This window comes from Flavobacterium aeripolare (assembly GCF_013294025.1).
In the GTDB taxonomy this organism is placed as follows: domain Bacteria; phylum Bacteroidota; class Bacteroidia; order Flavobacteriales; family Flavobacteriaceae; genus Flavobacterium.
In genome coordinates this window covers 1-23,642 of record NZ_JABSNL010000007.1, presented here as the reverse complement: position 1 = coordinate 23,642, position 23,642 = coordinate 1, and the positions used below count along the sequence as shown (strand labels likewise).

The 23,642-nt window shown below is 34.7% G+C and carries 17 protein-coding genes; 13 read left to right on the top strand and 4 right to left on the bottom strand.

Translation table 11 applies throughout. The features are described from left to right. Positions 1-57: 57 nt before the first annotated feature. The 4 genes from HNQ00_RS09145 to HNQ00_RS09130 all read left to right on the top strand — a co-directional run bounded on the left by HNQ00_RS09145 (position 58) and on the right by HNQ00_RS09130 (position 4,195). Complete coding sequence (locus tag HNQ00_RS09145; RefSeq protein WP_173838032.1) at positions 58-858, top strand: LytR/AlgR family response regulator transcription factor; 801 nt, start codon at positions 58-60, stop codon at positions 856-858. A 174-nt stretch (positions 859-1,032) separates the two neighbouring features. Continuing rightward, entirely contained in the window at positions 1,033-1,344 is a 312-nt protein-coding gene (locus HNQ00_RS09140; protein WP_026708508.1) for a hypothetical protein, read from the top strand. 104 nt (positions 1,345-1,448) lie between these two features. Then, the gene (locus tag HNQ00_RS09135; protein WP_173838031.1) at positions 1,449-3,485 is read left to right on the top strand and encodes a tetratricopeptide repeat-containing sensor histidine kinase; all 2,037 of its coding nucleotides are present in this window, start codon (positions 1,449-1,451) and stop codon (positions 3,483-3,485) included. Positions 3,486-3,502: 17 nt separating this feature from the next. Next, positions 3,503-4,195, top strand: a complete 693-nt coding sequence (locus tag HNQ00_RS09130) for a response regulator (protein WP_173838030.1) — start codon at positions 3,503-3,505, stop codon at positions 4,193-4,195. A gap of 53 nt (positions 4,196-4,248) precedes the next feature. Here HNQ00_RS09130 and thiL read toward each other — a convergent pair whose 3' ends face one another. Continuing rightward, positions 4,249-5,295, bottom strand: coding sequence for a thiamine-phosphate kinase (gene thiL / locus HNQ00_RS09125; protein WP_173838029.1), 1,047 nt, complete (start codon positions 5,293-5,295; stop codon positions 4,249-4,251). Between the two features lie 163 nt (positions 5,296-5,458). On the opposite strand from thiL, the gene HNQ00_RS09120 reads away from it, so the two are divergent. From HNQ00_RS09120 to HNQ00_RS09110, 3 genes are all read left to right on the top strand, one after another. Further along, positions 5,459-6,343, top strand: a complete 885-nt coding sequence (locus HNQ00_RS09120; RefSeq protein WP_173838028.1) for an ABC transporter ATP-binding protein — start codon at positions 5,459-5,461, stop codon at positions 6,341-6,343. After that, the gene (locus HNQ00_RS09115) at positions 6,337-9,987 is read left to right on the top strand and encodes an ABC transporter permease/M1 family aminopeptidase (RefSeq protein WP_173838027.1); all 3,651 of its coding nucleotides are present in this window, start codon (positions 6,337-6,339) and stop codon (positions 9,985-9,987) included. Before HNQ00_RS09120 ends, HNQ00_RS09115 begins: the two co-directional genes overlap by 7 nt. A gap of 105 nt (positions 9,988-10,092) precedes the next feature. Beyond that, positions 10,093-11,025: a 1-phosphofructokinase family hexose kinase gene (locus HNQ00_RS09110; protein ID WP_173838026.1), complete on the top strand. Its 933-nt coding sequence runs from the start codon at positions 10,093-10,095 to the stop codon at positions 11,023-11,025. A 119-nt stretch (positions 11,026-11,144) separates the two neighbouring features. On the opposite strand, the gene lepA is transcribed toward HNQ00_RS09110, so the two are convergent. Then, positions 11,145-12,941, bottom strand: coding sequence for a translation elongation factor 4 (gene lepA / locus HNQ00_RS09105; RefSeq protein ID WP_173838025.1), 1,797 nt, complete (start codon positions 12,939-12,941; stop codon positions 11,145-11,147). 190 nt (positions 12,942-13,131) lie between these two features. Between lepA and HNQ00_RS09100 the strand changes: the two genes are divergently transcribed. The 3 genes from HNQ00_RS09100 to dusB are packed head-to-tail and all read left to right on the top strand — an operon-like array spanning position 13,132 to position 16,194. Continuing rightward, positions 13,132-14,412, top strand: a complete 1,281-nt coding sequence (locus HNQ00_RS09100) for a putative DNA modification/repair radical SAM protein (protein WP_173838255.1) — start codon at positions 13,132-13,134, stop codon at positions 14,410-14,412. After that, complete coding sequence (locus tag HNQ00_RS09095) at positions 14,390-15,157, top strand: TIGR03915 family putative DNA repair protein (protein ID WP_173838024.1); 768 nt, start codon at positions 14,390-14,392, stop codon at positions 15,155-15,157. The genes HNQ00_RS09100 and HNQ00_RS09095 overlap by 23 nt, the downstream gene beginning before the upstream one ends. A 44-nt stretch (positions 15,158-15,201) precedes the next feature. After that, positions 15,202-16,194 carry a tRNA dihydrouridine synthase DusB gene (dusB, locus tag HNQ00_RS09090; RefSeq protein ID WP_173838023.1) on the top strand — a complete coding sequence of 331 codons (993 nt, stop codon included), beginning with the start codon at positions 15,202-15,204 and terminating at the stop codon, positions 16,192-16,194. Between the two features lie 98 nt (positions 16,195-16,292). Here dusB and HNQ00_RS09085 read toward each other — a convergent pair whose 3' ends face one another. Further along, positions 16,293-17,492, bottom strand: coding sequence for an ABC transporter permease (locus HNQ00_RS09085; RefSeq protein ID WP_173838022.1), 1,200 nt, complete (start codon positions 17,490-17,492; stop codon positions 16,293-16,295). Position 17,493: 1 nt separating this feature from the next. Beyond that, positions 17,494-17,886 (bottom strand): 30S ribosome-binding factor RbfA, encoded by a 393-nt coding sequence (gene rbfA, locus HNQ00_RS09080; protein WP_173838021.1) that lies wholly within the window; start codon positions 17,884-17,886, stop codon positions 17,494-17,496. Positions 17,887-18,220: 334 nt separating this feature from the next. Between rbfA and HNQ00_RS09075 the strand changes: the two genes are divergently transcribed. The 3 genes from HNQ00_RS09075 to HNQ00_RS09065 form a co-directional block, all read left to right on the top strand. After that, positions 18,221-21,382: a UvrD-helicase domain-containing protein gene (locus tag HNQ00_RS09075; RefSeq protein ID WP_173838253.1), complete on the top strand. Its 3,162-nt coding sequence runs from the start codon at positions 18,221-18,223 to the stop codon at positions 21,380-21,382. Between the two features lie 132 nt (positions 21,383-21,514). After that, the gene (kbl, locus tag HNQ00_RS09070) at positions 21,515-22,708 is read left to right on the top strand and encodes a glycine C-acetyltransferase (RefSeq protein WP_173838020.1); all 1,194 of its coding nucleotides are present in this window, start codon (positions 21,515-21,517) and stop codon (positions 22,706-22,708) included. Positions 22,709-22,842: 134 nt separating this feature from the next. After that, the coding region (locus HNQ00_RS09065; protein WP_173838019.1) for a thrombospondin type 3 repeat-containing protein at positions 22,843-23,642 on the top strand (800 nt) is incomplete at its 3' end.

Genomic DNA, 23,642 nt, shown 5'->3' with positions numbered 1-23,642 from the left:
AGCTTTTTCGATCCCGGCCCATTAAAAAGTGAATAAGAGAAAATAAATTGGACAAAGATGAGTTATTCTTATGTAATTATCGATGATGACAAACAAGGTACCTTGGAAACCCAAGCCATGGCTGGTAGTTTTCCAGAATTAATCTTTGTAGGCACAGCCAATAATTATAAAAAAGGGGTCAATATCATTCTTGAGAATAAGCCTGATCTAGTATTTCTAGAAATAGATCCTACTAATTTAAAAAGTAAGTTATCCTTATCACTTATTAATGAATTGCACCGTTGTCTAAAAGTTGTTCCTAAAATAGTTGTTGTAACAAAAGCAAAGAAATTAGCCTACGAAGCCATTAAATATGCAGTTACAGATTATATTTTGAAATCACCCAGTAGAGGCGATTTTATGCAGTTATTAACAAAGCTAAATAATGATAGCAATCAGATGGCTTTGTTAAATGATGAGATTATATCTAAAACAGTTTCTATTAGCAATCAAAATACAAATTCCCAACAAGGACTTATTTTATGTATAAAATCCTATGGAGATTACCGGTATATCGATACACGTGACATTGCCTACTTAAAAGCAGATAATAATTCAACAGACATTCATTTAAAAACGGGGGAGATGATTACAGCTTTTAAGACGCTTAAACATTTTGAATCAGCGCTGTATTATCCCTTTATTAGAATACACAACAGCTATATCGTGAATAGCTGTTATATCTCAAGAATACATACAGGGAATGCTCTTTGTCATATTAAGCATACGCTCACAAAGATTCCTTTTTCTAAAACGTATAAATCTAATATAGACTTGATTATTAGTAAAATTTCGAGTGATAATTACCTTGAAATCTAAAATAACTACGATTACCATAATTTGACGGTTGTTTACTAGTAGACTACCGCACTTCACCATATACTCCTATTTTTTGATTGATAATGAAGGATGTCGCTATAATTTTACATCAAGGAACAGCAATTAAAGCAGTTCATAACAGTAAAAAATAACCAAATCATAAAACCCTTAATCATGAAAAAATTAGTTTCAACAATCGCATTATTTTCTTTAGTAGTAACAATGAGTTCTTTCACAACTCCAGGAAACGGTAATAGTACAATTATTGGTGGTAGTTCAACGGGAGGTAATGTAAAAGTCGATGATATTATAGGTGGTAGTTCAACAGGAGGAAACGTAAAAGTGGACGATATTATAGGCGGTAGTTCAACAGGAGGAAATGTAAAAGTAGATGACATCATAGGTGGTAGTTCAACGGGAGGAAATGTAAAAGTTGATGATATAATAGGTGGTAGTTCGACTGGAGGAAATGTGAAACTGGACTAATTACTTCATTCTTAAAATATATTTAAAGGCTGTCATTTTTTGACAGCCTTTTTTATTTTTTATCATTTGAATTATTTTACTATTTTTGAGGAAACCACGCCCCATTGAAAAAAGATTATCGTTTTTTTATAACTCTTGTTTTTGCAATTATTTTTATTAAATGTTCAGATAAAAATAATTTTGAGAGTCAGACCACTTCATTAGATAGTTTGAAAACCTATTTTTCCTTTGCAAATGATTTTAATTTGTCTAAAGTAGAGAGGTTGATGTATACTAAAAAAGCCCTCAGTATTGTTAGCGAACAAGAAAATGATTCCATTGGTAGGGTGAATCTATTTAAAGTAGCCAATCGTTTCTACAATGTTGGTGAATTTAATGACTATAGTCATACCGTTCGAGTTATTTTGCAACAATCTGCAAAAGTAAAGGATACGACGAGTATGGCCAAAGCCTATAATTATCTAGGGGACTATTATGATTCTCAATCAAAAACAGATAGCGCCTTTCAGTTTTATTATAAGGCTGAAAAATTATATAATGAGAAAGGTGATAAAATTAATTTAGGGCGGACATTAATAAGTAAGTCTAGTTTGTTATTTAGATCTGGGGATTTTTTAGCTGCAGAGCAGTCAACCATTAAAGCCTTGAGAGCTGTCAAAGACGAGAAAAGTGCTGGAAATATTAGATTTGAAGCAAATAATGTTTTGAGCTTAATCCATCATGAACTTGGAGACTACGAAACTGCTATATTATATAATAAGAAGGCATTAGTCATTACTGATACCGAAGTTTTACATGAAGAGTTTCAATCGAAAGCTACTATTTATAATAATTTAGGTTTTTTATATTTAACTATAAAAAATTATCCTGCAGGTAAAGATTATTTTGAAAAAGGTTTGGCACAAGAAAATTTAAAAATTCAAAAACCAGCATTATATGCAATGTTAGTCGATAATTATGCGTATTCTAAATTTTTACTAAAAGATGATAAAGACGTTTTAGATCTATTCTATAAGTCATTAAAAATGAGGGAGGATTTAGATTTAAAATCTGGTATTTTTGTAAATAAAATCCATCTTGCTGAATACTTTGCGGTTAAAAAAGATAGTGCTAAAGCTGTTAAATATTCAAAAGAAGCTCTAGCACTTGCTAGAAGTACAAAAGTCTCCAGAGATGTATTAGCTGCATTGAAAGAGTTGGCGATCATAGAACCTGAAAATGCTGTGGCATACAACACAGAGTACATTCACTTAAATGACCAATTGCAAAAAGCAGAGCGTAAAATGGGCGATAAATTTACTCGGATAGAATACGAAACTGATCAACTTAAAAATGAGTATTCAGATTTAGAAACTAAAAATAGAAACTTAGTATATTTATTTATCTTTATAGTCTTACTGGCTTTTCTATTCTATATCATTCAAGCACAAAAGACTAAAAATAAAGAGCTTGAATACAAACACCAACAGCAAATTTCAAATGAAGAAATCTATAACTTAATGATTTCTCAGCAAAGTGCTATCGAAATCAATAGAGTGGAAGAAAAGAAACGAGTGGCTCAAGAGTTGCATGATGGTGTGCTAGGCAGGATTTTTGGAGTGCGCATGAACTTAGATAGTTTGAACGGCTTCAATGATGATATGGCTGTACAGCAGCGAAACAGTTATTTGTCAGAGTTAAAGAATATTGAGCAAGATATCCGGGAAATTTCGCATGACTTAAGTAAAGAGAAATCCGATTTAATTAATAACTTCGTAGCAATAATCGAAAATTTATTTGAAGAGCAAAGAAAAACCTACTGCACTTTACTTACAACAACAATCGATTCATCGATCAAATGGGAAATAGTGACGAACTCAGTGAAAATTAATTTGTACCGTATTGTGCAAGAATCATTACAAAATATAAATAAATATGCTTTTGCAAATGCAATAAATATTAAATTTATAAAAGAAAATGATCAAATTGTTTTAACGATTAGTGACGACGGAGTAGGATTTGATACCAAAGCAAAAAGTAAAGGTATAGGTCTACAGAATATTTACTCTAGAACTAAAGACTGTAACGGAAAGATCGTTATTGAGTCTAATAGAAAACAAGGTACAAGCATAGTGATTACAGCTCCAATCGAAAGAATATAAACACCTACAAAAAACCAATGACGACTAACCCTGCGACTAATGCCAGTATTAAGAATAATATTTTAATTGTAGATGATCACCCTTTTATTATTCAAGGGTATAAAAATGCAATTACAAGGTATCAACCTGAAAGTTTTGATTTTATCATTGATGAGGCTAAAGACTGTGAGTCTGCTTATCATTTAATTACAAATCCTGATACACCTACATTTGACATTGCCTTCCTAGATATAAGTATGCCTACCTACGAGGCAAAACAATTATATTCTGGTGAGGACTTAGCGAGACTACTGTTAGAAACAATGCCACATTGTAAGATTATTTTATTAACGATGTTCACTGAGTTTTTAAAAATTCAAACAATAATTAACGGCATTAATCCCTACGGATTAGTTATTAAAAATGATTTAACATTTGATGAACTGCTATTTGCTTTTGATAAAGTTATCAATGGAGAAAGGTATTATAGTCAGTCTGTAGTGAAGATGTTAGCATCTCAGGATAACGGTATCGAGATAGATTTATTTGATAAACAAATACTTTTCCATCTGTCTAAAGCAACAAAATCTAAAGACATGACACAATACATTCCTATCTCTTTGAATGCAATAGAAGCAAGAAAATTAAACTTAAAAAAAGTCTTAGGCTTAGCTGACGGTACAGATATCGAGCTGGTAAGAGAAGCGAGAAATAAAGGATTGCTTTTTTAAGTAGATTCTTAGTTATAAAAAAGGGCATCATTTTTAAATGATGCCCTTTCTTATTATTCGCTTAATGCGTTCCACCCTCTAGCTTTAAGAGGGATGCGAGTATTAGCTCGAGTAACTAAGTGTATTCCTTCACTTTCTTGAACCATGTGTCCAATAATAGAAAAATTAGGATTAGCTTTTATTTTTTCGAAATCTTCCATTGCAATTGTAAATAGCAACTCATAATCTTCTCCACCATTTATTGCAACTGTTGTGCTGTCGATATCAAATTCTTCACACACGCTTATTAATTGTGGGTCTAAGGGTAATTTATCTTCATAAAGATTACAACCTACCTTTGATTGCTTGCACAAGTGCATGATTTCAGATGAAAGACCGTCAGAGATATCGATCATGGATGTTGGTTTGATCTCTAAAGCATGCAATAAAGTACGTACGTCTTTACGAGCTTCAGGTTTTAATTGGCGTTCAATTAAGTAGGTATACAAATCTAAGTCGGGCTGCGAATTTGGATTCACTTGAAACACTTGTTTTTCTCTTTCTAGAACTTGTAATCCCATATAAGCGGCACCTATATCTCCCGTAACTACTAATAAATCAGAACTTTTTGCTCCATTTCTATAAACGATTTCGTCTTCGTCTGCTTCACCTATTGCGGTGATACTTATAATTAATCCTTTTTGAGATGAGGTAGTATCTCCTCCTATCACATCTACTTTATATTCAGCGGCAGCGTGAGCAATTCCTTCAAATAATTCATCTAAAGCCTCTAGTGGAAAACGGTTTGACACCGCAACAGACACTGTTATTTGCGTTGCCTTTGCATTCATTGCACAAATATCAGAGATGTTAACTACTACAGCTTTATATCCTAAATGTTTTAAGGGCATGTAAGCCAAATCAAAGTGTACTCCTTCTATCAATAAATCAGTAGAAACGACTACTTTTTTTTCTTTAAAATCCAAAACAGCTGCATCATCTCCTATACCTTTTAACGTAGAACTTTGATTTACCTCAAAGTTTTTAGTAAGGTGATCTATCAGTCCAAATTCTCCTAATTGTGCAATACTAGTGCGTTGTGGGTTTTTATCTTCAATCATTATTTTTAATTTAAAAAGCAAAGGTACAAAGATAATTAGATAGTGATTTTTCAGGGAGCATCTATTTGGTTTTTTGTAAGAATATTTTCGGCTACTTGTTAATATTATTGTAACAATTGCAGTTGTTTACCTACTAATGTATAAACCATTTAAATTTTTTACAATGAACCTGAAAATAACTAACCTTAGTAAGACCTATAAAAACGGTGTAAAAGCACTTGATAATTTGAATTTAGAAATTGGAACTGGAATGTTTGGTTTACTCGGACCTAACGGTGCTGGTAAGTCATCATTGATGCGAACAATTGCTACGTTACAAAAACCAGATTCGGGTACGATTGAATTTGATGGTAGTAACGTTTTAGAAGATCAGATGTCGCTAAGAAAAGTTTTGGGCTATTTGCCGCAAGAATTCGGAGTCTATCCTAACATGTCTGCTGAAAGCTTACTAGATTATTTTGCTCAGTTAAAAGGGATTTCGAGTAAAAAAGAAAGACAAGAGATAATCAAACAAGTCCTAGAGGTGACTAATTTGTATGAAGTTCGAATGAAATTTGTAAACGGCTATTCTGGAGGAATGAAACAACGTTTTGGAATCGCCCAATTGCTGTTGAACAACCCAAAATTAATTATAGTTGACGAACCTACTTCTGGTTTAGATCCAGCAGAAAGACATCGTTTTTTGAATGTGTTACGCGAGATAGGGACAAATCATACTGTGATCTTTTCGACGCACATTGTTGATGATGTGAAAGAGCTTTGTAATGAGGTTGCCATTTTAAATGGAGGGAAAATTCTAACTAAAGGTACACCTACAGCAGTTATTGCGGCACTTGAGGGTACAATATGGACTAAGGTTATTGATAGAGATAGCTTAGAGGAAAATGAGAAAAAATTTAATGTTATCTCGTCTAATTACAATCAAGATAATACCTTAAATATTAGAGTGCAAAGTATCGGGCAACCTGACGAACAATTTGTTACGGCTGCTCCGCAATTAGAAGATGTATATTTTGTAGCACTTAAAAAAGATACTGTATTATGTTAGGAACTATATTTACTTTTGAAGTAAAAAGGTGGCTTAAAAATCCGTCTTTTTACATTTATACAACGTTATTTTTTATTTTCTCATTATTGATGGCTGCTGCTGCACTAGGTATTTTTGATGGTTTCACAGTAACGACCTCTTCTAATACTCTTGTCAACTCGCCCATAGCATTAAATGGTTTAATAAATGGCCTATCTACCTTTACCTATTTCTTAGTGCCTACCATTATTGGAGCCTCTATCTACAGGGATTTTAAATATAATATGCACACTATTCTCTTTTCATATCCTTTTACTAAAATGGATTATTTACTAGGGAAGTTCTTGAGTTCATTTTTTATAGTAATCTTAATTGTAGCGGGTATTGGCGTTGCCACGTATCTCGCAAGTTTTTTACCAGGTACTAATCAAAGTTTGTTAGGACCATACAGTATCGTAGCCTACTTACAAATCTACTGCATCTTTGTAATTCCGAATTTATTTTTTTACGGCGTTATCGTTTTTGCGATCGTTACCATTACTAGAAATATATCTGTAGGATTTATTGCAGTGATTGTATTGTTGTTTTTAGATGCTATTATAGGGAGCTTTACTAATGATACAGACAATCGTTATTTAGCTGGAATTCTAAATCCTTCTGGTAGTGAGGCTCTTTCCTATTATACGCAATACTGGACCGCTTCAGAGAAAAATGCAAATTTACTGCCTTTTGATAGTGTGATTATATACAATAGGTTGTTGTGGTTAGGTGTTTCAATTATCATATTTATTTTATTATATCGCTATTTTTCATTTACACAAACGGCATTAACTTTTGGAAAAAGTAGAAAGGAAGAACGCGTTACTAAAAATAATTTTGGAGGTATCACTAGAATAAAACTTCCTAATACTACTTTCAATTATTCGACAAAAAATAATCTAAAAACAGCTTGGAATCTTTCGAACATCGACTTTATTTTTATCGTTAAAAATTGGGTTTTCATTAGTATTGTAATTGTAGGGCTCGTTTTTATATTGTTAACGTCACTGACATCTGGAGTTATTTTTGGAACAAGTACCTATCCTACAACTTGGCAAATGCTTGAGATACCAGGAAGCACTTTTGGTTTGTTTATTAATTTACTTACATTTTTATTTGCTGGTATACTTACGCATCATGGTGCTACCACTAGAATGAATCACTTAGTAGATGTAACGCCTACACCTAACTGGGTATTTTTAGTCTCTAAGTTTCTAGCAGTAGTAAAAATGCAAATCGTTTTACTAGCAGTAATTCTAATAGCTGGTGTAGCAATTCAAACATATCATAGTTATTATAATTTCGAAATAGGCCATTATCTTTATGAATTATATGTTATAAAATTGGTCAATTTTATAATCTGGGCTTTCTTAGCATTTTTTATACAAACACTTTTTAAAAACTACTTACTAGGATTTTTTGTATTGCTAATTTTAACAATAGGATTGGCTTATTTACCAACTCTTGGTGTAGAGCAGGGTGTTTTTAGATTCAATAGTGATGGTGGGTTTCAATATTCTGATATGAATGGATATGGAAGTAGCCTGCCGCTTTATTTCCTATATAAAGGGTATTGGTTTATGTTAGGGTTGGCTTTGTTCGGGTTTACATTATTATTCTGGACGAGAGGAATGGGGCAAAAAGCTTCGGCAAGATTAAAAGATGCTAAAGAACGTTTTCATGGGGCAAAAGCACTTTTAATCCGTTTGTCTTTGATTGGGTTCTTAGCATTGGGAGCGACTTTTTATTATCAAAATAATGTTTTACACCAGTATGACTCTAACTTAGATAATGAGAAATCGCAATCGACTTGGGAAAAGAAATACAAGAAATATCAAAATTATGCACAACCGCGTATTACCGCAATCAATGTTGATGTGGCTTTATATCCTGATAAAAGAGATTTTGTTGCAAGCGGAACCTACATTTTAAAGAATAAAAGCAAGCAAGCTATCGACTCTATATTTATCGACTATAATGAGTATAAAACTAAAATCAAGTTTGCGGTTGCAACTAAATTAGTGTCAAAGGATAGTGTGTTTAATTTCAATATTTATAAATTAGATCAGCCACTTGCTGTAGGGGATTCTATTGTAATGAATTTCGAAATTAAAAATGAAGCAAACACTGTTTTTAGATCGAATTCTCCTGTGATTGCTAATGGAACTTTCATTAACAACGGCATTTTTCCGTCAATAGGCTATAATGATCAAGGTGAATTGACAGATGATGAAGTTAGAAAAACCTATGGCTTAAAGCCAAAGGATCGTATGGCTAGTCCTACTGATTCTATTGCAAGAATGAATACGTACATTAGTAACGATGCTGATTGGGTAAGATTTGAAACAACAGTTAGTACGGCGGGAGATCAAACTGCTATTGCTCCAGGATACTTGCAAAAGCAATGGAAAAAAGACGGAAGAAACTATTTTCATTATAAAATGGACCAAAAAATGCTGAACTTCTACGCATATAATTCAGCTAAGTATAAGGTCAAAAAAGACAAGTGGAACGATGTTGCTATCGAAATCTACTATCAGGAAGGGCATGAATATAATTTAGATCGAATGATTGCTGGAGTTAAAAAATCATTGGCATATTATACCGCAAATTTTAGTCCGTATCAGCACAAACAGGTTCGAATAATCGAATATCCTAAAACTGGTGGAGAATTTGCGCAATCTTTTGCAAACACGATTCCGTTTTCAGAAGCGATAGGTTTCATAGCATCTGTAGATGACGAAGATCAAGAAGCGGTAGATTATCCTTTTGCGATAACATCACATGAAGTTGCTCATCAATGGTGGGCACATCAAGTAATAGGGGCAAATGTACAAGGAGCCACAATGTCATCTGAAAGCTTATCAGAATATAGTTCGCTTAAAGTTTTAGAGCATCAATACGGTAAATCTCAAATGCGTAAATTCCTTAAGGTCGCCCTTGATAAGTACTTACAAGGAAGAACAAGAGAACGCAAAAAAGAGCAACCACTTATGTATAATGAAAACCAGCAATACATACATTATAACAAAGGTTCGCTAGTTTTTTATGCGCTAAGCGACTTTATTGGAGAGAAAAACTTAAACAATGTTTTAAAGGAGTACATAAAGAAAGTTGGTTTTCAGGACGCTCCCTATACCAATAGTATCGAGCTAGTGACTATGTTAAAAGCAGCTACCCCAGATTCTTTACAATATACAATCAAGGATATGTTTGAAACTATCACTTTGTATGATAACAACATTACTAATGTTACGAGTAAAAAATTGAAAAATGGGAAGTACCAAGTAGATATTCAGTTTAATGTGGCTAAATACCGTTCAAATGATCAAGGAACTCGAATCTATAAAGATGCTAATGGTAAGACTATATCGTACAGGAAAAAAGGTGACGAGATAGGTCTTAGTTCATTGCCTTTAAATGATTTTATCGAAATAGGAATCTTTAAACAAGATGAGATTAAAGATAAAAAGGTTGAAAAACAGCTGCATCTTAAAAAATACAGAATCAATAAAATTGACAACAAACTTTCTATTATTGTTGATGAAAAACCTACAGAGGTTGGAGTGGATCCCTTTAATAAGTTGATTGACACCAATTCTGATGATAATCGTAGAAAACTTTAATTTGGTTTAATTTCAAAAGGCGAAGGGATATTCTCTTCGTCTTTTTTATTTTTAAAAGCCTTTTATTAATTTTGAAATTAGGTGGCGTAACATTAAATTTATAACATGAAACATTATAAAATCACAACGGTAACAGTAAATCCGGCTTTAGATAAAAGCACGCATTTGCGCGGCTTAGTGCCAGAACAAAAGATAAGATGCGATGCCCCACGTTATGATGCAGGTGGCGGAGGAATAAATGTTTCTAAAGCGATTGCGCGTTTAAACGGGGAGTCTCTTGCATTGTTTACAGCAGGAGGACCTACGGGCGAAATGATGAAAGAATTGCTTATTAAAGAAGCTATAAACATCGACCCAGTCACTGTGCAAAACTGGACACGTGAGAGTTTTGTAGCGGTAGATGATAATACGAACTCTCAATATCGTTTTGGTTTTCCGGGTGCTGCCTTAAGCGAAAGTGAAAAGGTAACGATACTCGAAAAAATAGCAGCCTTGTCTACAGATTTTTTAGTACTAAGTGGTAGTTTAAATGATGGGCTATCGACAGATTTTTACAAAGAAATTGCCGAGCACGCTAAGAACTCAAATATAAAAGTGATTGTAGATACCTCAGGGGAATCTTTGCAAAAGGTCTTGGAAACGAGCGTTTATTTAATAAAACCAAACGTAGGAGAACTAGCTAAATTAGTAGGTGTAGACCGCCTAGAAATGGAAGAGGTAAACCAAGCAGCCAAAAAGATTATTGCGCAAGGAAGCGCAGAAATTATAGTTGTTTCTCTTGGTCCACAAGGTGCTGCGCTAGTAACAAAAGATTCGTATGATTATGTTCCAGCTCCTCATGTAGCTAAAAAAAGTACTGTGGGCGCAGGAGATAGTATGGTAGGCGGAATGGTGTGGGCGCTTTCGCAAAATAAGAGTTTAGATGAAGTGTTGCGTTGGGGAGTAGCCTGCGGATCTGCAGCAACAATGAATGAGGGAACGCAGTTGTTTAAAGTAGAAGATGCTAATCGATTGTTCGAATGGTTGAAATCAAAGTAATTAGTGTTCAATTTCACTATTTTATCGTTCATTATATCAAACAAAAAACCCTGACAATTTTACATCGTCAGGGTTTTTCTCTATTCTTGTTTCTTTCTTCTATTCTTTGGAGAAAAAAATTAATCATTCAATTTTAAAACAGCCATAAACGCTTCTTGAGGAATCTCTACGTTACCTACAAGTCTCATACGCTTTTTACCTTTCTTTTGTTTCTCAAGTAACTTACGCTTTCTAGAGATATCTCCACCATAACATTTGGCAGTAACGTCTTTACGTAAGGCTTTAATAGTTTCACGTGAAATCACTTTCACCCCAATCGCCGCTTGAATTGGAATGTCAAATTGTTGTCTCGGAATCAACTCTCTCAACTTCTCACACATTTTTTTACCAATAGAGTAAGCGTTGTCAGTATGCATCAATGACGATAAAGCATCCACAATAGTAGCATTCAATAAAATATCTACTTTTACTAAGCTAGATGTTCTCATTCCAATTGGCGTATAATCAAAAGAGGCATATCCTTTAGAAACCGTTTTCAAACGATCGTAAAAGTCAAATACAATTTCTGCTAGCGGCATGTCAAAAGTCAACTCAACTCTTTCAGTTGTCAGATACGTTTGATTGGTAATCAAACCACGTTTTTCGATACACAAACTCATTACATTACCAACATAGTCAGACTTCGTAATGATAGTCGCTTTGATAAACGGCTCTTCTACATGGTCTAAACGCGAAGGCTCTGGTAAGTCAGATGGGTTGTTTACCACAAGTGGAGTCTCTGGATCTTTTTTGGTGTAAGCCAAATAAGAAACGTTGGGAACCGTAGTAATCACCGTCATGTTAAACTCCCGTTCTAGACGCTCCTGAATAATCTCCATGTGTAACATTCCTAAGAATCCACAACGGAAACCAAATCCTAAAGCAGCCGAACTTTCTGGTAAAAATACAAGTGACGCATCGTTCAACTGTAATTTTTCCATCGAGTTTCTTAACTCTTCATAATCCTCAGTGTCTACTGGATAGATTCCTGCAAAAACCATTGGTTTTACATCCTCAAAACCAGTAATTATATTAGTTGTAGGCGTTTTAGCATCAGTCAGTGTATCTCCAACTTTTACTTCTTTCGCCTCTTTGATCCCAGATATTAAATAACCAACATCTCCAGCTGAAATCACTTGTTTAGGAACTTGGTTTAATTTTAAGGTACCAATCTCGTCAGCAAAATATTCATTACCAGTAGCCATGAACTTGATTTTTTGCCCTTTCTTGATCTCTCCATTTACCACTCTAAAGATCACTTCAATACCTCTAAAAGGGTTGTAGTGAGAATCGAAAATTAAAGCCTGTAATGGTTCGTCTTTATTTCCTGATGGTGGTGGAATTTTTTCGATAATGGCAGCCAAAATATTTTCGACACCAAAACCTGTTTTTCCTGAAGCATGAATAATATCCTCTAGTTTACATCCTAGTAAATCAATTATATCATCACTAACTTCCTCAGGATTAGCTGATGGTAAATCTACTTTATTTAAAACCGGAATAATTTCCAGGTCGTTTTCTAAAGCTAGATATAAATTTGAAATCGTTTGTGCTTGAATACTTTGAGCAGCATCTACAATCAATAACGCTCCTTCACAGGCTGCAATTGATCTCGAAACCTCATAAGAGAAATCGACGTGTCCCGGAGTATCAATTAAGTTAAGGATGTATTCCTCACCTTGATAGGTATATTCCATCTGGATGGCGTGACTTTTAATGGTAATACCACGCTCACGCTCTAGATCCATATTGTCTAGTAATTGTGCCTTTTCTTGACGTGCTGTAACAGTTTGTGTAGCACCTAATAATCGGTCTGCTAGTGTACTCTTACCGTGATCAATATGTGCAATAATGCAAAAATTCCTTATTTTTTTCATCTTCGTAAATCAGTCAATTAGTATCAAAATACATTTGATATTTGAATGTGCAAATATAGGGCAAAGTTTCAAACATTTTGCCTACTATTTTAAAAGATAAACAGAAAGCTTAAACAAATCCTAAATGTTTGATTATTGGGAGAATAATACGTTTTTATCACTAAATTTGTATCCCTTAAATATTAAAAATTTGAATTACGAAAGAGTAAAAGAAAAATTGGAAATCCTTGCAGATGCCGCTAAGTATGATGTTTCTTGTTCGTCAAGCGGAGGTAATAGAAAGAACACCTCAAAAGGTTTAGGCGACTCATCAGCAACGGGTATTTGTCACACTTACACTGAGGACGGGCGCTGCGTGTCTTTATTAAAAATATTATTAACAAATTTTTGTATCTATGATTGCGCTTACTGCGTGACTCGCATAAGTAACGATATACAACGTGCTGCATTTACTGTAGATGAGGTTGTCGATTTGACTATGAGTTTTTATAGAAGAAATTATATCGAAGGATTATTCTTAAGTTCTGGTATTTTTAAAGATGCCGATTATACTATGGAAAGACTTGTAAGAGTAGCTAAAAAATTGCGTCTCGAACATAATTTCAATGGCTACATTCATTTAAAGAGTATTCCTGATGCGAGTGACGAGCTCATGCGCGAAGCTGGTTTGTATGCAGATCGATTAAGTATGAATTTGGAGATCCCTACAGAGTCAGGTCTGAAACTACTTGCGCCAGATAAGAGTCACCAACAAATGATTAAACCGATGGATTTTGTTAAAAACGAAATCCTAATTTACAAAGACGAGAAGAAAATTATCAAGTCTACTCCTAAGTTTGCTCCTGCAGGACAAAGTACACAAGTAATTGTGGGCGCAACTCCAGAAACCGACTTACAAATTATAAAAGTAGCCGATCATTTTTATAAAAACTTTAATTTAAAACGAGTGTATTATTCTGGTTATGTACCTGTTTCAAATGATGCTCGTTTACCAGCTTTAGGCTCGCAAGTGCCATTAGTGCGCGAAAATAGATTGTATCAAGCCGATTGGTTAATGCGTTTTTATGGCTTTAAAGCCAATGAGATTCTAGAGCAAAACAATCCGTTTTTAGACTTAGAAGTAGATCCAAAAATGAGTTGGGCATTGCGTAACGTCGATAAATTTCCGGTAGTGATACAAACCGCACCTTTAGAAATGATTTTGAGAGTTCCAGGAATTGGAGTAAAATCGGCTTACAAAATCATTCAAGCACGACGCTTCAAGAATTTGACTTTAGAACATATCAAGAAAATTGGAGTTTCGACTAATAGAGCCAAATATTTTATTACCGTTGCTAACGCAAATCGAAGTCTGGACTTTCTAGATGCAGTAAATTTAAAAGATATTATTCTTAAAGATACTAGGAGTAAATTTGAAAATCCCTTTAGTAATCAATTATCACTTTTAAATGACGATTCTTTCTTACGATAATACAATAGAGGGTTTTTTTACTGCCGTTTTTGAAATTTTCGAATACAAATATCAGGATGTTTCTATAATTGGGGCAGGTAAAGGTCAAAATGCACTTTTTGCCGAAATTATTACTGTAATTACAAATGATGAAAAGTCAGATCGAGTGTTAGCACGGTTAGAAAAGCAGTTAGGGAAAGAAGGAGTGCGACAAATTTTATACGCATTTTTATCAGAGACTGAAGATGCTGAAAATATTTTGTTCAGAGCAATTAAATACGCTGTCGATAATTCTGGTAAAAATGTATTTGCTGATTTTTCTAATCCTGATGTTCTCAAGATTTCTAAACTTGTGAAAAGTGTGGGAAGGGAGAAGCATCGAATGGAAGCTTTTATTCGATTCGAATTGTTGAAAGACGGTATTTATTTTGCTAAAATCTATCCTGATTTTAATGTATTGACGTTAATTGTTAGACATTTTAAAAACAGATATCAAGATCAAAAATGGCTGATATATGATTTTAAAAGAGGATATGGCGTTTACTATAATTTGGAAAATACGGAGATCGTCACCTTAGACGCTGACGCTGAGAAAAAGCTTCAAAATGAAGAGGAGATCTACGATGAAAAAGAAATAAATTACCAGAAATTGTGGGTCGAATATTTTGATCACACGAATATAAAAGAAAGAAAAAATATGAAGCTGCATGTGCAACATGTGCCTAAACGATACTGGAAATATTTAACTGAGAAAAAAATATTTTAAGCAATCCTTTAGAAAACCGTATTTTTGCAAAAAATTAAACGAAGATGATTAAGATTGGCAACATAGAATTACCAGATTTCCCTTTACTCCTTGCACCTATGGAAGATGTGAGCGATCCACCTTTTCGTAGATTGTGTAAAATGCATGGTGCCGATATGATGTACTCTGAGTTTATTTCTTCAGAAGGATTGATTCGTGACGCCATCAAAAGCCGAATGAAATTAGATATTTTTGATTATGAACGCCCTGTTGGAATTCAAATTTTTGGTGGAGACGAAGAAGCAATGGCACTTTCATCTAAAATTGTTTCTACTGTAAACCCTGATATTATTGATATTAACTTTGGTTGCCCTGTAAAAAAAGTAGTTTGTAAAGGTGCTGGAGCTGGAGTCTTAAAAGATGTTGATTTGATGATTCGCTTAACACAAGCGGTGATCGATAGTACCCATTTACCAGTAACAGTAAAAACGAGGTTGGGTTGGGATGATAGTTCGATTAATATTGATGAAGTTGCTGAGCGCTTGCAAGACATAGGGGTTGCTGCTTTAAGCATTCACGCAAGAACACGTGCCCAAATGTACAAAGGCCATTCAGACTGGTCGCATATTGCTAGAGTAAAAAACAATCCTAGAATTACTATGCCTATTTTTGGAAATGGAGATATCGATAGTCCTGAAAAAGCATTACAATATAAAAACGAATACGGTATCGACGGTATCATGATTGGTCGTGCTGCAATAGGTTATCCATGGATTTTTAACGAAATCAAGCATTTCTTTGAAACAGGAGAGCATTTAGCTAAGCCTACAGTCGTGGATAGAGTAGAAGCTGTTCGTAATCACTTAACATGGGCAATGGAATGGAAAGGAGAACGATTAGGAATTGTAGAAACCCGTCCGCATTACACTAATTATTTTAAAGGTATTCATTCTTTTAAACCATTTAAGCAACAATTAGTTACTCAGGATAACCCACAAGAATTATTTGCTATTTTAAATAATATCGAGCAAGCTTATGCTGGTTATGAAGTAGTTTAAACAGTTTATCAAGAAGATTTAAAATGCAAATTCCATTAATTATCACAGTTCAAATTGTGAAAATTAGTGGAATTTATTTTTTTAGAATGCCTAGAATTTTACTCTAATAATTTTTTACTCACGCGACTACTTGCAATTAGCGAAGCAATAAATCCAAGAGTAATAATGGTACCTAAGACGATTAATACATTCTCGATCGAGAAAATTACTGGATAAGCCAGTGTAGGAGTAATCATAATCAATTCATAATGCTGTTGCAATAACACAATTATTATTCCGAGAAATAAACCTATAAGCCCACCAAAAACACTTAATAAGGTACCTTGAAGTAAAAATATCTTACGTAAATCTTTGATTTCGGTCCCTAGATTGAACAGCGTTTTTAGATTCCCTTTTTTGTCTAGAATCATCATAATCAAAGCGCCAATCAAGTTAAAAAGCGCCACTACAATCACGAGAGTAAAAATTAAGTACACAGCGATATTCTCGGTATTCAACATTTTATAAAGGGACTCATTAAGTTGCGCTCTGTTTTTTACCGTGATTTTATTTTTAAAAATGGCATTCAGTTTGGCGATAATCGCATTTTCATCGGCACCCGTTTTCTCTTTAATCTCAATTCCCGAAATTTGATTGGGTTTATATTCTAATAGTTCTTGTGCTAAACCTAAGTCGGCAAAAACATATTTTGAGTCTAAGTCTTCGCTAATAGCGTAAATCCCCACAGGATAAACCACGCTTTTATTAAAAGCTTGTTCGGCGTTTTCAATAGTTCCTTTTCCAGGTTTTGGAACCATTACTTCGAGCTGATTATTAAAGTCCAATAATCCCATCGAAAATTTTTGTGCAATACCATAACCTACAACTACCTGGTAGGTGTCTTTTTCAAGCCACTGCCCATTGTAGAGTGTTTTTTTAATGTCATTTACTTTATCAAACTGCGTGTCAACACCTTTTAAGTAGGTGACTACTTGCTTGTCATTAAAAACAAACAAAACGCGTTCTTCTATAATTTTTGAATAAGAAGCTACGCCATCAATTTTCTTGATTTCGGCCTCTTGTTCTGGCGAAATAAAGAATGATTTCCCCAGTGTGCTGCTTATTTTAATGTCGGGATCGATATCATTAGTAAACGAAAGACTAAAAACTTTCAAGCCACTAAAAACCGACAAAACCACAAACAAAGCCATCGCGCCAACAATGATTCCCATGCTCGCAATGCGATTAATAATGTTTATGGCACTGTTTTTACTGTTACTTCTTATGTAACGTTTGGCTATGTAAAGAGGGAAATTCAAATTATATCAACTTGCGTTTTTCTAATAGATCTCTGTTTTCAATAGGATTATCTCTATTTGACAAAGCAGTATTTATTTTTTCAATATAATCTAAAGAGTCATCAATAAAGAAAACTAAATTAGGTACTTTTCTTAATTGCAAACGCACTCTTTGTGATAAATCATGCTTAATTGTTTTAGCATTTGACTTCACAGCTTCCAAAATTTCAGCAGCCTTATCTTGAGGAAATACACTTAAATACACCGTCGCCACAGACAAATCTGTAGTCACACTAACTTTAGATACCGAAATAATTAAATTAGATACGCCATTTTTTCTCACTTCACCTTGCAGGATATCAACCAAATCTTTTTGGATCACCCCACCTATTTTTTTCTGTCTATTTGTTTCCATAGTGCAAAAATACTACTTTTAAACATTAAACAAACAATTTTTAAAAGCAACCTATTCTTTAAGCTGTTTTTTAGGAGCTTTTTCCTGCTGTACACTCTATCTTTCCTGCCGAAACCCGGCAGCAAAGGATGCCGTTTCCATCAGGGCTAGGATCCACAGCCATCGATAACCGGAAGTGCAATTAAAGAAAAATTGTAAAAATTAGAGAAGCATTTTTTCACAAAAAAAGCTATTCAGACATAAAACCACCATGGAAAATATCAGCAATTCAGAAGACAATATAAATCCAGTTTCGACTCCCTCCCCTTCGGGTAGTCCTAAAAAGTCGGGAGGGGTGGGGAGACCTTCTTTCTCCATATACGATGCCTCAGCGGGTTCTGGAAAAACTTACGCGCTGGTCAAAGAATATTTAAAAATTATTCTAACCGCACATAAAAATGATGCGTACAGAAATATTCTTGCTATTACGTTTACCAATAAAGCGGTCCACGAAATGAAAAGCCGCATCGTAGGGAGTTTGTCTGAATTTGCTAAGGACGAACCTTCTCAAAAGGCGGCTGAGTTAATGCAAGATTTATCCACAGATACGGGACTTTCGATTATAGAAATAAAAGTGAAGTCGCAGCAAATCATCAAGCACATTATTCACAATTATGCGGCTTTTGATATTTCGACTATTGATAAATTTACGCATAAAGTAATTCGTGCTTTTGCGCATGACTTAAATTTACCAATGACCTTTGAAGTTACGCTAGATACCGAAAATTTATTAATCGAAGCTGTTGATGCCATTATTGCACAAGCAGGGGAAGATGAAACACTCACCAAATTGCTGATTGATTTCACGATGGAAAAAACCGATGATGATAAGTCTTGGGATATTTCGCGTGAAATTCTAGATACGGGACGATTGGTTTTGAACGAAAACCACCGATCTGAAATTACTCATTTTCAGGATAAATCCATTGCCGATTTTGTCGAGATTAAGAAGAAATTAATAGCAAGTTGTAAAGTTTTAGAAAAAGACAACGCCGAATTTGCTCAGGCTGCTTTGACGCTAATTGAAAATAACGGTATCGATTTAAAATCGTTTTCTAGAGGTACGTTTCCCAATCACGTGATTAGCATTCGAGACGAAAAATTCAATCCAAAAAATAAAACCTTTCACGAGTTTGATGATATCGCTATCAACAAAACAGCAAAAGACCGCGCGTTAATTGAGAATCTAATTCCGGAATTAATCCAAATCCTAGCTACAATTTATAAAAATTTCGAAAAAAGAGATTTCTATAAAGCCTTTCTTAAAAACATTACGCCACTTTCTTTATTGAATACGGTGAGTAATGAATTAGCAAAAATTCAGGAAGAACAAAATGTGCTTTCGATAACCGAATTCAATTCGCTTATTCATCGCGAAATTCAAAATCAACCCGCTCCTTTTATATATGAGCGATTAGGGGAGCGTTACCGCCATTTTTTTATTGACGAATTTCAAGATACTTCAGAGATGCAGTGGCAGAATTTAATTCCGTTGATTGATAATGCGCTTTCGGGTCAGGATGACTTTGGCGAAAAAGGCACGTTGATGATTGTAGGAGATCCTAAACAATCTATTTATCGCTGGCGTGGTGGAAAAGCAGAGCAGTTTATAGCGTTGAGTAAAGACAATAATCCGTTCAATAATCCAGATAAAAGACTCGAGCATTTAGATAAAAACTACCGTTCGTACTCACAAGTGATCGATTTTAATAACGAGTTTTTCAAAATGCTTTCGGGCGAGTTTGAGCATCCTGATTACAAAGATTTATATGAAAATCACAGCCATCAAAAAACGAATAGTAAAACCGGTGGCTATGTAAATATTTCTTTTATTCCAGAAGTAGAAGCTACTGATGACGATGATGAAGCGCTGGATAAAACAGCGTTATTTGTTTTGGCGACTTTAAATACGATTCAGAAAGTCCTTCGAGAAGGTTTTGAATACAAAGACATTGTTGTTTTAACCCGCAAACGCAGTCAAGGTGTTGCGATTGCCAATTATTTAACCGAGCAAAATATTCCGCTTTTATCATCAGAAACATTGATGATCCAGAACGCAACCGAGGTACGCCTAATCATTCACTTACTAAAATACCTTAAAAATAACGCCGACTTAGAGGCGAAAGCTTATTTTCTGCATTATATCGCAGAGCATGTTCAGGACAAATTAGATGTTCACGACTTCATTGCTCAGGGAATGGAGCATAAAAACGAACTAGAGTTTGAGAACTGGCTCACTAGTTTTGATATTAATCTTTCGTTTCAAAATATTCGAAAGAAATCATTGTACGAAGCGGTGGAGGTAGTTATTTCAAAATTCTTATCGCCAGAGCTAGCCAAAGGCGGCGGAGCGTATGTGCAATACTTCCTCGACATCGTTCTTGAACGCGACGTTCGCAACCAAGCTGGAATTGCCGATTTCTTGAACTTCTGGGATAAAAATGCAGAGAAATTCAGTATTCCGTCACCAGAGGGGAATAATGCCGTGCGTATTATGACCATTCATAAGTCAAAAGGATTGGAATTTCCGGTGGTTATTATGCCATTTGCCGAGGAAGATTACAGTAGAAAACCAAAAGATAAATTGTGGTTAGATACTGAGGAAGCCGATTTTGATTTGCCAAAAGTACTTATTGATAATAGTAGTGCTGTTGAGGGTTTTGGTGAAAAAGCCAAAGCAGTATTTGATTTAAAGAAGCAAGAGGAATTACTGGATAATATCAATGTTTTGTACGTAGCTTTAACCCGTGCAGAGGAACAATTGTATGTTATTTCGAATATGAATTTAACGAGTAAGGGAGAGGTAAAGCCAAATAATATGTCGACTTTCTTTATCAAGTACTTGGACAGTAAAGATGGTTTTGATCCAGAGAAATTTGAGTATGCATTTGGTAGTCCGGTAAAATTATCCGCAGCATCAAAGCATGTCGATACTTCAAAAAAGATTGAAGTTGTTGCGGAAACTTTAAACCCAAAAAACATAAAAATCGCCCAGCGCGAAGCATTGATGTGGGGAACCCACCAGCAGGAGTCTATTGAGTATGGGAATCTGGTTCACGAGATTTTATCTTTGGTGAAAACCAAAGAAGATGTAACATTAGCTGTTGATAAATCAATCGAAAACGGTCTAATCAATTTTGGGCAAAAAGAATTGGTTCATCAAACGATTGTAGATATTGTAAACCATCCGGAATTAGCAGAATGTTTTGCATCTGGAAACACAGTTTTAAACGAACAAACGATCATTCAAAAAGAAGGGAACACCATCAAGCCAGATCGAATGGTCATAAACCAAGCTAAGGAAGTGTATCTTTTAGATTATAAAACGGGAGCTCATAATGCTAAATATCAAAAGCAATTAGAAGGTTACGAGCAGGCGATAGAACTAATGGGTTATAAAGTCGTAAAAAAAGCGCTGATTTACATCGGAAAAGGAATCGATGTAGTAAATTTGTAACGTATAAATGAATTATTCGTAAAAGTGGGTTCAAGTTGTTGTTGGTCTACTATAAGGTCGAATAGAAATTATACTGCAGTTATTATTATAACGCTAAACAAATAAAACTTTAAACAAAATACACCATAAATTATGTACGGAAAAATAAAAGAACATTTGCAAAACGAATTGCAAACAATAGAAGACAACGGGATATTCAAGAAAGAAAGAATCATCACTTCACCTCAAGATGCTGAAATTACGATTTCAACAGGAGAAACAGTTTTGAATTTTTGTGCTAACAACTACTTAGGGTTGTCATCACATCCAGATGTAATTCAGGCTGCTAAAGATGCTATGGATACGCACGGTTTCGGAATGTCTTCTGTGCGATTTATATGTGGGACGCAGGATATTCATAAAACATTAGAAAGAAAAATTTCTGAATTCTACGGAACAGAAGATACTATCCTTTATGCAGCAGCTTTTGATGCAAACGGTGGCGTATTCGAACCATTATTAGGTGAAGGAGATGCAATAATTTCAGATAGTTTGAACCATGCCTCTATTATTGACGGGGTGCGTTTATGTAAAGCGTCACGTTATCGTTATGAAAACAGTAACATGGAAGACCTAGAGCAGCAATTGATCAAAGCAAATGAAGCAGGAAGTCGTTTCAAGATTATTGTAACTGATGGTGTTTTTTCTATGGATGGTGTAGTAGCACCTCTTGATAAAATTTGTGATCTAGCAGATAAATACGATGCTATGGTGATGGTTGATGAATGTCATGCAGCTGGTTTTATTGGAGCAACAGGAAAAGGAACGCTTGAAGCAAAAGGAGTAATGGGGAGAGTAGACATAATTACAGGAACCTTAGGAAAAGCTCTAGGTGGCGCCATGGGAGGATATACTACTGCCAAAAAAGAAATAATCGAATTGTTGCGTCAACGTTCAAGACCGTATTTATTCTCTAATTCATTAGCACCAGCAATTGTGGGTGCTTCTATTAAAGTTTTTGAATTATTAGAAAAAGACACGACGTTAAGAGATCAATTAGAATGGAATACAAACTATTTCAAGGCCGGTATGAAAAAAGCTGGTTTTGATATTGTTGAAGGAGATTCGGCTATTGTTCCTGTTATGTTGTACGATGCTAAGTTGTCACAAACTATGGCAGATGAATTATTGAAAAAAGGAATCTATGTAATTGGGTTTTTCTTTCCAGTTGTACCTAAGGATAAGGCTAGAATTAGAGTTCAATTATCAGCTGCTCATACTAAAGAACACTTAGATAAAGCTATTGCTGCATTTATCGAAGTTGGTCATACTCTGAAAGTTGTGTAATTATCATCCAAATTTACAATATTGCCACTTTTAAGGTTTTAAAGTGGTTTTTTTTAACATTTGATTTTGTGGTTAATAATTATCGCATTACTTTTGCTTGTAATTAACTAAAATTGTAATTAAAACAAATAAGTATGAAACATCTTAACAAAATTTTAGTTGCTGCTATGATGGTTATGGGATTAAGTTCTCAAGCTCAAGACAGTAACAACCCATGGGCTATCTCTTTTGGAGTTAACGCAGTAGACACTAAAACTAGTGCGGGTGGAGGTAACGGATGGTTAGATCGTCACTTTTCTCAACCATTTCAAACAAAAGACAACTGGAATGTACTTCCTTCTGTATCTTACATTAGTGTATCTAGATATTTAGGAGATAACTTCTCTTTCGGATTGCAAGGTTCGGTTAACAAAATTGACAAGTATGTTAAATTTGACCCAACTGCTCCAGGACACGATTCACGTGGTTACGTAAACAGTAATCCTGGTGATTTAATGTACTACGGAATTGATGCTACATTGAGATATAGCTTCATGAACCTAATTGGATCTAAAGTAATTGACCCATCTTTACATGTTGGTGGAGGTTATACTTTCTTTGGGGACAGTAGCTACGGAACTTTAAATCCAGGTGCTGGATTAACTTTCTGGTTTACTGACAATGTTGGTTTAGCTCTTGAGACTTCTTACAAGAAATCATTCGGAGATAGAGAAGATGCTGCTGGAGTCCCAGATGCACCGTCTCACTTCCAACACACTGCTGGTCTTATCTTCAAATTTGGAGGAAAAGATACTGATGGTGATGGAATATATGATAAAGATGATGCATGTCCAGAAATCGCTGGTTTAAAAGAATTCAACGGTTGTCCTGATACAGACGGAGATGGTATTGCTGATAAAGATGATGCATGTCCAGACGTTGCAGGTCCAAAAGA